The sequence below is a fragment of the Cytobacillus mangrovibacter genome (genome assembly GCF_042865275.1).
Taxonomy (GTDB): Bacteria; Bacillota; Bacilli; order Bacillales; family Cytobacillaceae; genus Cytobacillus; species Cytobacillus mangrovibacter.
The window spans coordinates 1-14,398 of sequence record NZ_JBIACJ010000013.1 but is presented as its reverse complement, the minus strand read 5'-3'; the positions used below and the strand labels follow the sequence as shown (position 1 = coordinate 14,398).

Annotated in this window: 13 protein-coding genes and 1 rRNA gene; 12 read left to right on the top strand and 2 right to left on the bottom strand. The window is 37.6% G+C overall.

Annotated elements, in window-relative coordinates:
- Positions 1 to 113: 113 nt before the first annotated feature.
- The 5 genes from ACFYKT_RS18550 (at position 114) to ACFYKT_RS18530 (ending at position 4,120) form a co-directional block, all read left to right on the top strand.
- Complete coding sequence (locus tag ACFYKT_RS18550) at positions 114 to 1,367, top strand: MFS transporter (RefSeq protein ID WP_389222714.1); 1,254 nt, start codon at positions 114 to 116, stop codon at positions 1,365 to 1,367.
- Positions 1,368 to 1,387: 20 nt separating this feature from the next.
- Positions 1,388 to 2,365 (top strand): glycerophosphodiester phosphodiesterase family protein, encoded by a 978-nt coding sequence (locus ACFYKT_RS18545; RefSeq protein ID WP_389222605.1) that lies wholly within the window; start codon positions 1,388 to 1,390, stop codon positions 2,363 to 2,365.
- A 132-nt stretch (positions 2,366 to 2,497) separates the two neighbouring features.
- Positions 2,498 to 2,812, top strand: a complete 315-nt coding sequence (locus ACFYKT_RS18540) for a PadR family transcriptional regulator (RefSeq protein ID WP_389222603.1) — start codon at positions 2,498 to 2,500, stop codon at positions 2,810 to 2,812.
- Between the two features lie 13 nt (positions 2,813 to 2,825).
- Complete coding sequence (locus tag ACFYKT_RS18535; protein ID WP_389222601.1) at positions 2,826 to 3,470, top strand: hypothetical protein; 645 nt, start codon at positions 2,826 to 2,828, stop codon at positions 3,468 to 3,470.
- A 38-nt stretch (positions 3,471 to 3,508) separates the two neighbouring features.
- Entirely contained in the window at positions 3,509 to 4,120 is a 612-nt protein-coding gene (locus ACFYKT_RS18530) for a DedA family protein (RefSeq protein WP_389222599.1), read from the top strand.
- 62 nt (positions 4,121 to 4,182) lie between these two features.
- Here the strand turns inward: ACFYKT_RS18530 and ACFYKT_RS18525 are convergent, their stop codons facing one another.
- Both ACFYKT_RS18525 and ACFYKT_RS18520 read right to left on the bottom strand, forming a co-directional pair.
- Positions 4,183 to 5,205 (bottom strand): sensor histidine kinase, encoded by a 1,023-nt coding sequence (locus ACFYKT_RS18525; RefSeq protein ID WP_389222597.1) that lies wholly within the window; start codon positions 5,203 to 5,205, stop codon positions 4,183 to 4,185.
- Positions 5,202 to 5,873: a response regulator transcription factor gene (locus ACFYKT_RS18520; protein WP_389222595.1), complete on the bottom strand. Its 672-nt coding sequence runs from the start codon at positions 5,871 to 5,873 to the stop codon at positions 5,202 to 5,204. The genes ACFYKT_RS18525 and ACFYKT_RS18520 overlap by 4 nt, the downstream gene beginning before the upstream one ends.
- A 191-nt stretch (positions 5,874 to 6,064) precedes the next feature.
- Here ACFYKT_RS18520 and ACFYKT_RS18515 point away from each other — a divergent pair, with 191 nt between their 5' ends.
- The 7 genes from ACFYKT_RS18515 to ACFYKT_RS18485 all read left to right on the top strand — a co-directional run.
- The gene (locus ACFYKT_RS18515) at positions 6,065 to 6,832 is read left to right on the top strand and encodes an ABC transporter ATP-binding protein (RefSeq protein ID WP_389222593.1); all 768 of its coding nucleotides are present in this window, start codon (positions 6,065 to 6,067) and stop codon (positions 6,830 to 6,832) included.
- On the top strand, positions 6,819 to 8,726 hold the full coding sequence (locus ACFYKT_RS18510) for an ABC transporter permease (RefSeq protein ID WP_389222591.1): 1,908 nt from the start codon (positions 6,819 to 6,821) through the stop codon (positions 8,724 to 8,726). The genes ACFYKT_RS18515 and ACFYKT_RS18510 overlap by 14 nt, the downstream gene beginning before the upstream one ends.
- Positions 8,727 to 8,826: 100 nt before the next feature.
- A complete protein-coding gene (locus tag ACFYKT_RS18505; protein WP_389222590.1) occupies positions 8,827 to 9,042 on the top strand; it encodes a hypothetical protein in 216 nt (71 codons plus the stop codon).
- 515 nt (positions 9,043 to 9,557) lie between these two features.
- A complete protein-coding gene (locus ACFYKT_RS18500) occupies positions 9,558 to 10,763 on the top strand; it encodes an MFS transporter (protein ID WP_389222588.1) in 1,206 nt (401 codons plus the stop codon).
- Positions 10,764 to 11,302: 539 nt separating this feature from the next.
- Complete coding sequence (hflX, locus tag ACFYKT_RS18495) at positions 11,303 to 12,568, top strand: GTPase HflX (RefSeq protein ID WP_389222586.1); 1,266 nt, start codon at positions 11,303 to 11,305, stop codon at positions 12,566 to 12,568.
- A gap of 86 nt (positions 12,569 to 12,654) precedes the next feature.
- Complete coding sequence (locus ACFYKT_RS18490; protein ID WP_389222584.1) at positions 12,655 to 13,557, top strand: macrolide 2'-phosphotransferase; 903 nt, start codon at positions 12,655 to 12,657, stop codon at positions 13,555 to 13,557.
- A gap of 508 nt (positions 13,558 to 14,065) precedes the next feature.
- Positions 14,066 to 14,398: ribosomal RNA gene (locus ACFYKT_RS18485) — 16S ribosomal RNA — on the top strand; the annotation flags it as partial.

Sequence of the window (14,398 nt, the reverse complement as noted above, 5' to 3'; positions counted from 1 at the left end):
TACAAATATATACAAACGATCTGTTCATTGTGTCCCTTTCATTAGGGGTATTAGGCCATTTTGGTGTTGTATTGTACCTTCTCCTCCTGTCTAGAATATTGACAGGAGGTTTTATTTTGGAAACAAATCAATTAGCTGGTAATTCACAAAGTTTGTTTGGCAATCGTATGTTCCAAGCAATTATTATGTCTGGCTTGTTTTTGCAGATCGGTATTTGGGTGAGGAACTTTGCTGTTCTGTTATTTGTGATGGAGCAGACAAAGGGGGATCCTTTTGCAGTTTCAATGATCTCTGTTGCTGAGTTTGCCCCCATTTTTATTTTTTCATTTATTGGTGGAACGTTTGCTGACCGCTGGCGTCCGAAAAGAACGATGGTATGGTGTGATATATTAAGTGCTTTATCTGTATTTGCTGTGTTAATTACACTTATGTTCGGAACTTGGCAAATTGTGTTTTTCGCAACATTAATATCTGCCATTCTGTCGCAATTCTCTCAGCCATCTGGGATGAAACTGTTTAAGATGCATTTGCCAGAAGAACAAATTCAGGCGGGAATGTCCGTCTATCAAACGGTATTTGCTGTGTTTATGGTGTTAGGTCCAATACTTGGAACATTTGCTTTCCAAGCCTTTGGAATAAATATCTCGATTGCGATTACAGGTACAGCCTTCTTGCTTTCAGCAGCAGCCTTAGCTTTCCTTCCAAAAGACCGCGTTTTAGAAGAGGAGAGCCGTACAACTTCCTTATGGCAGGAAATGAAGAGTGGAATTAAATATGTGTTGAATAAGAGGGAATTGAGTTTGTTAGGTTTATGCTTTTTAGCAGCAGGACTTGGACTTGGTTTCGTTCAGCCGCTTTCCATTTTTCTTGTTACAGAACAATTGGGCTTACCAAAGGAGAACCTCCAATGGTTATTTACTGCGAATGGCATCGGAATGATTATTGGTGGAGCGGGTGTCATGATCTTCGCCAAAACCGTTCCTCCACAGAAACTTTTAACATTTGGGATGCTTGCAAATGGCATCGGTTTGGCCATCATGGGATTATCAACAAATCTTTGGTTGACATTAGGTGCTGAATTTTTAAACGGGCTAATGCTCCCATGTATACAAATCGGGATTAATACATTAATCTTGCAACGAACAGATTCTGAATTTATTGGCAGGGTCAATGGGATATTAAGTCCTTTGTTCACGGGTTCTATGGTATTAACAATGAGTGCAGCGGGTATTCTGAAGTCACAATTTTCACTGGTTGCTATTTTTGAAGCGGCAGCCATCATATTTATGATCGGCTTGTTATTCATTTTGCCTATTTATAATCTGAAAACAGAACAAAAGCAAGAGGTGCTTGGTTCACAGGATTAAACCACACAATCGGAGGCAGTATGAAAAGGTTTAAAAGAAATGCAAAAAGGTTTGCTTTGTTCTTCCTAATTCTATTTATCTTCATGTTTATAAATAATACATCTTTGTTTACAAAAAGCAGCACGGATACCCCATTATTATTGGCCCATCGGGGAGTGGCTCAGACGTTCGATATGGAAGGAATCGAAAACGATACATGTACAGCTGAAAGAATTAATGAACCGGAACATCCGTTTATTGAAAATACAATTCCATCAATGGAGGCTGCTTTCCAAGCTGGAGCGGACATTGTAGAATTTGATGTCCAGCCAACAGCAGACGGACAATTTGCTGTATTCCATGATTGGACGCTTGAATGTCGAACGAATGGCAATGGAGTGACAAGAGAGTACACCATGGAAGAACTTAAAAAATTAGATATAGGTTATGGCTATACGGCTGATGGCGGAAAAACTTATCCTTTTCGCGGGAAAGGTGTAGGGCTTATACCTACCATTGATGAGGTGCTTGCTCACTTCCCTAATCACTCCTTTTTAATTCATGTAAAGAGTGATGACCCGAATGAAGGTGAGGAGCTCGCCAAATATCTATCAAATTATACAGAAAGTGAATTGGAAAAGTTCACAGTTTATGGTGGAGATAGACCGATCGCCACTTTAAAAGAAAAGCTGCCAGAATTACGGGTCATGTCAAAAGCAACGATGAAAAGTTGTTTGTTGCCCTATATCGCAGTCGGCTGGACGGGATATGTTCCATCTTCCTGTGAAAACACACAGCTGCATATTCCTGAAAAAATTGGCCCATGGTTATGGGGCTGGTCTGAAAAATTGATTAAACGAATGGATGCTTCTAATACAAGGGTTATTACAGTTGCGGGAGACGGAGGCTGGTCAGAGGGCTTTGATAATATAGAAGATTTAGAACGTCTTCCAAAAAACTATTCAGGTGTTATATGGACCAATCGTATTGATGTAATTGCCCCCAATATTAAACAGTAAGCATAAAAAATCCACTGTTCTTTCAAAAATAGAACAGTGGATTTTTTTATATTACCTTGTTATTTTAAGTAATATAACTTATGATTATTAAGTACTTAATGATTTTAAGTAATTTTTCTGGAGGTCTTGATCTTGAATAAAGAGATGCTAAAAGGAACGATTGACCTTCTAATTCTTTCTGTTCTTAAGGAAAAAGAAAATTATGGCTATGAGATATCAAGGGCAATAAAGGAAAGAACGGAAGGAACTTTTGAAATACAGGAAGCAACCCTGTATTTATCTTTGAAACGCTTAGAGAAGCAGCAAGCGATCTCTTCCTACTGGGGAAATGAGAGCCATGGCGGCAGGCGCAAATACTATGCTGTAACAGAGGATGGGTTAAATCTATTGCAGAAGTCCGTATATGAATGGAAACAAACAGTGGAAATGGTCGATCGTTTTTTATAAAGGAGGGATAAATATGGGGCCTTTTACGAAGAAAATGTTTAGTTTGCATGATATAAAGTACAGCTGGATCTTATTGCTATCAATGGCTTTATGCTTTTTCATATTTTATGTGGATCGTTCTGATTATTTGGCTGATTCAGCTTGGCTAACGATTGGCTACCTCCTTTCATTTACTGTCGCAGTCATTTGGGGTGCTCTTAACTATGTTGGGCATATTCGAATAAATGTGATGTATCACAAGCAAAATGATATCCATGCCTATGTTGCTCAGCTTGCGATGAATCAAGAGGATAAAATAGAATTGCAAGCCTATTTAGAGGACTTTGCTGAGGACTTGATGAAGCGGGGAAGAACGAAGGAAGAAGCATCAAGAGAGGCAATTAATGAGTTCAAAGTTCAAGAGATTTTATCATTATCCAAAAATACATTACTATTTAATTTACATGCACATTATTACTTACTTGGGTGGACAATCCTTGGTTTCCTTGTATTTATCCTAGTAGGGATCTTCTGGGTTACTTTATTGCCTTCTTCGATGATGGTGCTGATTATCGAATCAATGCTATTTGCCTATGGCATAGGATTTGTTGGATTGTTCTTGATTTACAAAGTGTTGGATACAATGATCTATCGAATATTTAAAGACCAATTATCATGACTTTTCTGATTAAAATCAAATTATAAGGAGTAGAATGAATGGAAAATTGGATTACAGAAATAATGAACGAGTTTGGATATTGGGGAATTTTTCTATTAATCGCTTTAGAAAATGTTTTCCCGCCCATTCCATCAGAGGTTATTCTAACATTTGGCGGCTTTATGACAACGACGTCAGAATTAACGGTAGTAGGGGTTGTGGCTTATTCAACGATTGGTTCTGTTGCGGGAGCAGTCATTCTATATGGGATTGGTCGACTAATAGATGTAGAAAGAATGGAAAAGATTATTGATAGATGGGGACATATTCTGCGCCTGACGAAAAAGGATATTCGAAAGGCAGATCAGTGGTTTGACAAATATGGAGTGTGGACGGTATTTTTCTGTCGCTTGATTCCATTGATTAGAAGCTTGATTTCTATTCCAGCGGGAATGTCACATATGAATTTTGGTATGTTTCTTTTGTTTACAACGCTTGGAACGTTAATATGGAATGTGATTCTTGTCAATGTTGGTGCAGCTGTTGGGGATTCATGGGAAACGATAGTAAAATATATGGACATTTACTCCAACTTTGTTTATGCATTCTTAGCACTAGCGTTAATTCTATTCATCGTTTTATTTATTAAAAAAAGAGTCGCAAAAAAATAAATGATTTCAACTGGAAAAGTCGCAGGAACTGTTCAAAACATGCTCCTGCGACTTTTTTCTATTTATAAATGATAGTAATTTCTTATTTTAGGGAAATGAATCGAAACTGTTGTAAATGTTCCTTCTTCTGATTGGATTGTTAGCTCATGCCCCAATTTGTTTGCCAATTGCTTAGCGAGGTAGAGTCCCATACCAGTCGATTTAGCATAGCTTCTTCCGGTTGATCCAGTGAATCCCTTTTCGAAGACCCTATGAATATCTTCTTGTTTAATTCCAATCCCATTATCTTGAATGAGCACACGTTTTTCTGTCTGATCTTCTTCAAACTGTATCGTAACCTCACCACGGGTGTTGGTGTACTTTAAGGAGTTGGCAATCAGTTGATCAATGACAAATCCGAGCCACTTGCTATCACTTTGGACAAATAAGTCCTTTTCCTCCATTTGAAAACGAATCCCTTTGTTAATAAATAGTTTGGCATACTTTTTTACGCTGTTTTTAATAATTTTGTTGATATGTACTTCTGTAATAAAGTAATCCTTTGCAAATGAATCAATGCGAGAATAATAAAGTGCCTGCTCGACATAATCATCAATTTTTCCTAATTCATCCTCGAACTTATCAACAAGGATATCCACAGATTTTCCTTCGCTGTTTTCCATAAGCAGTCGGCTTGCTGCAATGGGCAGTTTTACTTCATGAATCCATGACATAATGAATTCCTGCTGATCACGTTTTTCTTCATTTTGTTTTTGTAATTGGTTTAATTGGTCATCAAGTATTTTTCTTAGAAGTGTGAGGAATAGCTTTTGTTCATTATTTTGTGCTTCAGGCAATAAAGCAGATATTTCTTCTTGTCCACAACTAGCTAACTCACTTAACTCGAAGTACAATTTCCTTCGATAATAATAGCCAATCATTATATAAAGGCTTGTGAGTAATAGGCAGCTCATATGGATGTAGAGAATATTACTAAGTACAATTTGATCATTACTAACGACTATGAATAAAGTGATGAAAGACATAATAATGAAGTAAAAAGCAATGAAATAACGTTTATCCTTTATATAGTCTAATAAATTCATTGGATAATATAGCCCTCTCCTTTTTTAGTTGTAATAAAGTTTTCCTTGCCGAGCTCTGTGAGCTTCTTGCGCAGACGATTAATATTAACGGTTAATGTATTGTCATCGACAAAGCTTTCATCCTTCCAAAGGCTGCGCATGATTTTATTTCTGCTAACAATGGATCCTTTCTGCTGCATAAGGAGGCTAAAGATGATAAATTCTGTTTTTGTTAGATGAGCTTTTTTGTCCCCGCAAGATACGTCCCAGTCCTTTAGGTTTAAGATGACGCCATCGTGTTCAAGGACATTTGATTTTGCCTCGATATAAGAATAAGATCGGCGTAAGAGGGCATTAATTTTTGCCATCAGTACATTCGTATCAAATGGCTTTTGGATAAAGTCATCTCCGCCCATATTCATTGCCATAATCATATCCATTGGTGTGTTGCGGGAGGAGATAAAGATGATAGGCACTTTTGAAACCTCGCGAATTTTATTGCACCAGTAAAAACCATCGTAAGAAGGCAAATTAATATCCAGCAGAATAAGATGAGGATTCTCTGCAAGGAATACTTGCAATACATCATCAAAGTTTTCTACCTTCACATCATTAAATCCCCATTTTTCAATCGTTTCTCCGAGCATGTCCCTTATAGTCGCTTCGTCTTCTATAATCATTATTTTCATTTGTAACCCTCCGGCACGTGGTGATAAGTGTTCTATCTAAAACTAATACTAACGAAAATAAACCTTAAATGCATTCGTAGTGACAAAATTGTAAGGTTCCTTGCTGAAACTGTAAGCTTGAATATGGTTTAATTTCGATACAATAAATCCATGAGAGAAAAGTCCATTCTTAATTGGAGGAATAATAATAGATGAAAATGATCGTAGAAGCAAAACATGTGAAAAAAATATATGGGTCAAAAGGAAATGTGTTTACCGCATTGGATGAAATCGATTTGAACGTACAAGAAGGTGAATTTGTCGGAATTATGGGTCCTTCGGGTGCTGGGAAATCCACGCTGTTAAACGTATTAGCTACAATTGATGAGCCGACATCAGGTGAGATTATTATTGATGGAACAAGTATTCTTCAAATGAATGAGAGGCAATTATCAGCTTTCCGCCGTGATAAACTAGGGTTTATTTTTCAGGATTATAATTTACTCGACACATTAACTGTGAAAGAAAATATTTTACTGCCTTTAGCATTGGCCAAAATGAATGTGAAGGAATTGGAACGAAGAGTAGATGAGGTGGCAGATAAATTTGGTATCCTTCCTATTTTAGAAAAATATCCTTATCAAATTTCTGGCGGCCAAAAGCAACGGACGGCTGCGTCACGTGCAATTGTAGCGAAGCCGAGCTTAATCCTTGCTGATGAGCCGACAGGTGCTCTTGATTCCAAATCAGCAACAGATTTATTGGAAAGTTTAAAGCAGCTAAGTGAACAGGACAAAGCAACGATCCTAATGGTCACACATGATGCCTTCGCAGCAAGCTATTGTCAACGAATCTTATTTATTAAGGATGGAAAGCTTTTTACGGAACTAGTGAAAGGCCGCTTGTCCCGCAAAGAATTCTTTAATAAGGTGTTGGATGTATTATCAGCACTAGGGGGTGGGGCAAGTGACCTTATTTAGCTTGGCAAAGAGCAATATTAGAGGGAATTTCAAAAGCTATTTGCTCTATTTTCTTTCAATGATTTTCAGTGTTGTTATTTATTATACATTTGTATCGTTGCAATATAGTACGGAGATTCAAATTGGATTAGAATCATCACAGAATTTAAGCAGTATCTTCTTGCAGGCATCAATTATATTAATATTGTTTGTTGCAGTTTTTATATTATATTCCAATTCATTTTTTACAAGAAAAAGAAAAAGGGAAATTGGGCTTTATTCGCTTCTTGGTTTACGAAAAAAAACAATTGGCATCATGCTGTTTTATGAAAACTTAATAATGGGAGCTGTATCCATTGTTATCGGGATTATTGCAGGAACCTTTCTTTCTAAGCTGTTTTCAATGATCTTACTAAAGTTAATGGGATCGACGATTGATGTGGGGATGACTGTTTCGATCGAATCAATCGTAAGCACCATTATTGTATTTGGTTTGATCTTTTTGATTACGTCGATTCGTGGCTATCGCTTGATCTATCGATTTAAATTAATTGAATTGTTCCAGGCTGAGAAGGAAGGGGAGCAAATTCCGAAAGCATCAGTGATTGCAGCTTCATGTGCAATAGGGATACTCGGTGTGAGCTATTGGCTTCTATTACAGCCAATTATTTCTGACACTCAGTATTTAATTAATTTAACTCTTATTACAATTGGACTTGTCATTGGAACTTACTTATTATTTCGTTCGGTCACTGTCTTCTTATTGAGGGCAGTACAGAAGAATAAAACGCATTATTTTAAAGGAATGAATTTGATTGGAACATCCCAGCTGCTCTATCGCATAAAAGGGAATGCGCGGACATTGACGATGATTTCCTTGCTTAGTGCTGTTACGCTTAGTGTGATTAGTACAGCGTATAGTATGTATTATTTTAATGAGCAGCGAGTAAACGAGTTTCTTCCTTTTAGTTATGTACACCTCTCGCAAGATGAAGAATCTAATCAGATGATAGAAAGCATCATTGAAGGGGATAAAGCTCATCCTGTTGAAGGACGGCTGGAGGTTCCGATTATAGAAATAGAGACAAATTTTCAAATACCTGGTGATGATTACTTAACGAATCCGGTTCGATTGATTGCTGAAACAACCTTTAATAAGGCAGTTAATATCTTAAATTGGAAGGATGAAGTAAAACTCTCGAGGAACGAAACAGCAGTAATCAAGCCAAGACTTACAGAACAGACAATGGCAAACTATAAAGGGCATGAAATTACACTAAAATTTGCTGAAGAAAAACGAACATTTTCGTTTGTAGACATGAAGGTAGGAAGTATTCTGCCTTGGAGTTATCCAGATTTTTATTTGATTGTTAATGATGAAGTATTTGATGAGATTGCACAATTAAAAGCTCCGATTGTTTATCATGCTTATAAGGTGGAAGATCATAAGACAACTGAAATGACTGCCAAACAATTGCTAAGCCTTGAAACAGAACAGATGTATACGTACTACAAGGAATATAAAGAAGGACTAGAAATGTCGGGAGTGAATTTATTTTTATTAGGTTTTTTGGGTTTAGTGTTTCTTGCGGCTACAGGAAGTATGATTTATTTTAAACAGCTGACAGAGGCCCATTCAGATATCGAACGCTATCGTGTTTTGCGGAAGATTGGTGTCAGCAAAAGAGAAGTGTATTCAACGATTATGAAGCAGTCGTTTTTTGTATTAGCTCTCCCTTTAGTAGTTGGACTTGTGCATAGTATGATGATATTAGAAGCAGTTAAAAAATTATATGGTGCCTCGTATTATGATTTAACCGTGCCAATGCTTACCTCTATGGCGGCGTATGTCATTATTTATCTGGGCTATTATGTGCTAACGGTTAAAACATATAATAATATTGTGAATAAATAATACTGATAAAATAACTGGTGTTTTTTCCCGATAATAAAAATACTTATCAGGGTAAAGATATAGAGGTAATTTTCATTGCAATTGAATAGGAGTGATTCGAATGTGTCCAAGTCAACCAATTGATGTAAATCAACTGAACCAGGCTAAAGCTAATGTCACGCTGACGCAAACCTTATTAAGCCAAGCAATTGAAAAATCCTCTTCCGATCCTACTTTAGCGGAACAAGCGCTAAAGCAGGCTGCTGAAGAAATTGCACAAGCCCAAACGGCAGTTAGCCAAGTTCAAAGTGCGATTATTGTTCAAAAGTCAGAATAAAGTTAAGTTCTTATTTAAAGGCTGTTTTTTAAAAGATTGTTGTTTTTAGAAAAACTTTCTGTTAACCAAAAAGACTAGTTGATTGGAGCGGAAGGTGCGAGACTCCTCGAAAATGCATCCGCATTTCCTCGTGCGGTGTCAATTCAAGAAGCCTATTCAACGTCCTGCGGGAGGAGTGGGACAGGTGAGACCCCGCAGGAGCGGTAGCGACGAGGAGGCTCAGCGCCCGCCCCGCGGAAAGCGAGCATCCTGAAGCGCAAATCAACTTCTACCAAATCATGTTAAAGCAACAAAGTTTGCGAAAAGAGCCTATTTAAAAGTAGAGGGAGACGAATAAGTCTGCCTCTTTTTTTGCTGGATTTTTAAGATTGACACTTGCTTTTAACCGTGATAGAATTATCCTCTTTATCTGTTGAAAAGTAATGGAGTATATTTTATTGTGGTGTACGAGGTACGGATAATCAGATAAAAACACAGTTTTTCAAATATATAATAAGGAAAGAGGTGCTCTCTATATGACTACTGAGCAAAGAAAAAAGCTGACCATCTTAATGATTAATATGTTTATTGCTATTGGAAGCTTTGGAATTATCATTCCTATTTTACCAGCGTATCTAGAGTCAATTAATCAAGGTGGAACTGCCGCGGGCTTAATGATTGCCATTTTTGCAGGGGCTCAGCTTATTTTCTCCCCTATTGCGGGAAAATGGACGGATCAATATGGTCGTAGAAAGATGATTATTTTTGGCCTAGTTGGCTTAACGATTTCAATGTTTGTCTTTTATGCTTCTGATTCTATTTGGTGGCTTTATGCTTCGCGTGTGATTGGCGGGATAGGAGCAGCACTTCTTGTACCAGCTATTTTTGCATATGTAGCAGATATTACAACGATGGCTCAACGAGCAAAGGGCAATAGTCTCGTTTCTGCGGCTATGTCGTTGGGGATTGTTATAGGGCCAGGTGTTGGTGGCTTTTTAGCTGACTTTGGTCTCAAGATGCCTTTTTTAATTTCAGCAATCGTCTCGCTTGTAGCGGTTATATTTTCAATTATTGTACTTAAAGAAAGTAAACCAGATTTACCTGCAGGAGCGATGGATATACCTGATGAGGAGTCCATGGGTAAGAAAATGGTGCGATCCGTTAAAATGCCTTATTTTATTCCACTTATTATTACCCTTGTGCTGAGCTTTGGTTTAATGGCATATGAGTCAGTACTTGGTCTTTTTGTTGATAACCAGTTTGGAGCAACGCCACAGGAAATTGCTCTAATGGTAACATCAACAGGAATTATCAGTGTTATTGTCCAACTCTTTGTTGTAGACCGAATCGTCACTCGTTTTGGCGAGGGAATGGTTTTGAATATCTTTATAGGAGTAGCTGCTATTGGTTTTCTTTTTTCATTGTTCGCCTCTAGCTATGCGCTTTTCTTTGGGATTACCCTTCTTATTTTTCTAGCCACTTCCATCTTACGTCCTGTATTAAACACATTGATCTCTAAATTAGCAGGTAATGAACAAGGATTTGCAATGGGGATGAATAACGCCTATATGAGTATAGGGAATGTGTTGGGACCTACGCTAGCAGGAATGCTTTATGATGTTAAAATCATTTATCCGTTTGTTTTAGGTCTTATTCTATTAGTGGTCACACTTTTAACAACGATTGTCTGGCAAAAACGAGCACTAAAAAAGAGCTCGCAGATAAAGCTTTCGGAAATGTAAGGCATATTAAAAAAACGGGCATATTGGAGTTCGCACAATGATCGATGACAATATGCCCGATTGTTAATCATTGTAAATTTATTAACGATATGGTAAGATGTTGATAATTATAAAAGAACGGAGGGTTTCCTTGTGGCAACTATTAGATCGCGTTTCCAAACTTTGAACAAGTAATTGAATAGTTCAAGGCTCTGCCTGTTGTGCAGAGTAAACGGGATTGATCTGCCTTTATTAAGGGAACCTTATTTTACGACAAATGTAAGAAGAGGGTGGGGATGAACTCACTCTCTTTTTGTTGTCTTCAATATAAAAAAATTCATATTAGGTTGTGAAGCTTATCCTCTTTGAAGAGAAAATGTTTCAACCTGGAAACGGAAGTTGGACATTTCCTCCATTTATAAGGGGGGGTTATACTCGTTTCTTAATATGAAGGCCTTTCATTAATGAAAAGCTAGTTTGTATTTAACCATCTTTCTATTTCCGTTTACTTAAAGCACAGGCAGCATGCCTGTGCTTTTATTAATAGGAGGGAATTGATTATGGAGAGAAAAGCCATATTAGTTGGTGTTAACCTCAATAATAACCAAGAGGATTTTGAATATACGATGCAGGAGCTTGGTAACTTAGCTGCGGCATGCGATGTAGAGGTGCTTGGTGAAATCGTGCAGAATTTAAACCAACTGAATAAATCTTATTATATTGGGTCAGGGAAGATTCAAGAATTAATTGCAATCATAAATGAACAAGGGGCAAATGTGGTTATTTTTGATGATGAACTATCCCCAACACAAATACGTAATTTAGAATCTCAACTAGAATGTGAGGTGATAGACCGCACGATGCTTATATTGGAAATCTTCGCTAACCGGGCAAAAACAAGAGAGTCTCAGCTTCAAGTTGAAGTGGCGAGGTTGAAGTATATGCTTCCACGTTTAATTGGGATGAGAGAATCTTTAGGGCGTCAAGGCGGGGGAGCGGGATTGAAAAATAGGGGTGCTGGAGAAACGAAGTTAGAGCTAGACCGTCGAAAAATAGAAATAAAAATAACAGCACTCAATAAAGAATTAGAAAAGTTGATTGACCAGAGGAAAACACAAAGAAAGCTACGGCGGAAAAATGAATTACCTGTTGTTTCATTAGTAGGATACACAAATGCGGGGAAATCCACGATTATGAATGCTATGCTGGCGCGGTATAATGAAGATGCTGAGAAACGGGTTTTTGAAAAAGATATGCTTTTTGCTACTTTAGAAACGTCAGTAAGAAAGATAAAGCTAACGAACAATCAAACATTTTTACTAACTGATACAGTGGGATTTATTAATAAACTGCCACATCACTTAGTAAAGGCTTTTCGTTCAACACTGGAAGAAGCTGCTGAAGCTAATTTACTCATTCATGTTCTGGACTATACTAATCCTAACCATGAAGAGCAGAAAAAACTTACAAATGAGATTTTAACTAAAATGGGGGTTGAAGGTATACCCGCAATTTATGCATATAACAAAGTAGATAGGGTGGAGGGGATACTCCCGGCAACCCAGCATAATCGAGTGTATTTATCTGCGAGAAAAGGAATAGGGCTAGATGAATTAATCGAGCTGATCAGTCAAGAAGTTTTTAATGACTATATACAGTGTGAATTATTTATTCCTTTTACTGAAGGAGAGGTTGTTGCGTACTTTAATGAAAAGAGTCAGATATTATTTAGTGAATATGAGGAAAATGGAACAAAACTTATTGTGAAATGTCAAAAGGCTGAAGCAGAAAAATACAAACAATATATAAGATTGATCACAGATTAAGGGGCAGGAAAACCTCAACTAATGGAAGTTTCGCTTTATGCAAGTATGAGCGAACCGAACGAATAAGAAAACAGGGGTGTTTAAATATGACATTATCAAATGAACAAGTAATAGATATAGCAAGAAAGCATGGTTTAATGATCAAAGAGGATTCTTTAAAACGAAATGAATCAGGTCTTGATTTCCAAGTTGTTATCGCAACAGATAAAGATGAAGAAAAGTGGGTTCTTCGTTTTCCAAGACGGCAGGATGTCATTCAAACGGCAAGGAAGGAAAAGGGGATTCTTGATTTTGTGGGAAGAAAGCTATCTATACAATCGCCAGAGTGGACGATCTTTTCAGATGAATTAATTGCCTATAAACTTCTAAAGGGTGTACCTGCTGGAACAATTGATATGGAGGCAAAGGCATATATATGGGAGATTGATGAAAAAAATGTGCCAGATCTTTTTCATGAAACCCTAGGCGAAGCGATGGCGGCTTTGCATTCCATTCCTCTTGATGAAGCGGATTCAGCGGGTTTTACCATGGTAACATCTGCTGAATTAAAGGGTACGATGAAAAGACGAATGGATAAAGTTAAATTAGAATATGGTGTGGGAGAAGAGCTCTGGAACCGATGGCAGAATTGGTTAGCAAACGACGCACTTTGGCCGAAGCAAACAGCACTTATTCATGGAGATCTTCATGCCGGCCATATTTTAATTGATAAGGATGCATGTGTAACAGGTTTTATAGATTGGACAGAGGCTCGGATTGATGATCCTGCTAATGACTTTGTTTCTCATTTAGCGGCTTTTGGAGAGGAAGCATTGAAGAAATTGATTGATGAATACAAAAAAGCAGGTGGGTATGTATGGCCATTAATGTTTGATCATATTTTAGAACTGTTTTCAGCATATCCAATTGGGATTGCGGAATTTGCAATGAAATCTGGCTTGGCTGAATATGAAGAAATGGCGAAGCAGGCACTAGGGGTAGCTAGATAGGAAGATTAAGGACTGGTTAGTCTGTCCTGCTTTTTAGAATTCCGTAGAATGCTTGAATTTAAATAAGATTAAAAAGAAGCAGGAAATTCGTAAATGAATGGATCCTGCTTCTTTTAATCTTAATGTTTGCTAGACGTTTACTAGGTTATTCGTTTAAATAAAACAAAATGAACGGCAATATCAAAGTTTGTTTATCAACATTAAATACGTACTTTTGATAAATAAAGATTGACTTCCTTCAGATGTTATATTATTCTAGTAAATGTTGTTAAGGGGATCAATTGCTTCGAGTAATTACTCAGCAAGTATTCACAAAACAATTGACAAGAGATTACGAGTTTGATAGAATAAATTTTGTTGCTTCGGCGACAAAGAGTTTCGAAAAAAACATTTGACAGTTGAATTTTTAAGTGTTAGACTTACATTCTGTCACAAATTAGTTCTTTGAAAACTAAACAAAGCAAAAACGTCAACGTTTTAAATTTTTATTTATGAGCTAATCAACTCTTTATTGGAGAGTTTGATCCTGGCTCAGGACGAACGCTGGCGGCGTGCCTAATACATGCAAGTCGAGCGAATCTGAGGGAGCTTGCTCCCAAAGATTAGCGGCGGACGGGTGAGTAACACGTGGGCAACCTGCCTGTAAGACTGGGATAACTTCGGGAAACCGGAGCTAATACCGGATAATTCTTTTCTTCTCATGAGGGAAAGCTAAAAGATGGCTTCGGCTATCACTTACAGATGGGCCCGCGGCGCATTAGCTAGTTGGTGAGGTAACGGCTCACCAAGGCGACGATGCGTAGCCGACCTGAGAGGGTGATCGGCCACACTGGGACTGAGA

Coding starts and splice junctions, on each gene's coding strand:
- ACFYKT_RS18545 (WP_389222605.1), top strand. CDS start 1,388: ATGAAAAGGTTTAAAAGAAATGCAAAAAGGTTTGCTTTGTTCTTCCTA.
- ACFYKT_RS18535 (WP_389222601.1), top strand. CDS start 2,826: ATGGGGCCTTTTACGAAGAAAATGTTTAGTTTGCATGATATAAAGTAC.
- ACFYKT_RS18530 (WP_389222599.1), top strand. CDS start 3,509: ATGGAAAATTGGATTACAGAAATAATGAACGAGTTTGGATATTGGGGA.
- ACFYKT_RS18525 (WP_389222597.1), bottom strand. CDS start 5,205: ATGAATTTATTAGACTATATAAAGGATAAACGTTATTTCATTGCTTTT.
- ACFYKT_RS18520 (WP_389222595.1), bottom strand. CDS start 5,873: ATGAAAATAATGATTATAGAAGACGAAGCGACTATAAGGGACATGCTC.
- ACFYKT_RS18515 (WP_389222593.1), top strand. CDS start 6,065: ATGAAAATGATCGTAGAAGCAAAACATGTGAAAAAAATATATGGGTCA.
- ACFYKT_RS18505 (WP_389222590.1), top strand. CDS start 8,827: ATGTGTCCAAGTCAACCAATTGATGTAAATCAACTGAACCAGGCTAAA.
- ACFYKT_RS18500 (WP_389222588.1), top strand. CDS start 9,558: ATGACTACTGAGCAAAGAAAAAAGCTGACCATCTTAATGATTAATATG.
- hflX (WP_389222586.1), top strand. CDS start 11,303: ATGGAGAGAAAAGCCATATTAGTTGGTGTTAACCTCAATAATAACCAA.
- ACFYKT_RS18490 (WP_389222584.1), top strand. CDS start 12,655: ATGACATTATCAAATGAACAAGTAATAGATATAGCAAGAAAGCATGGT.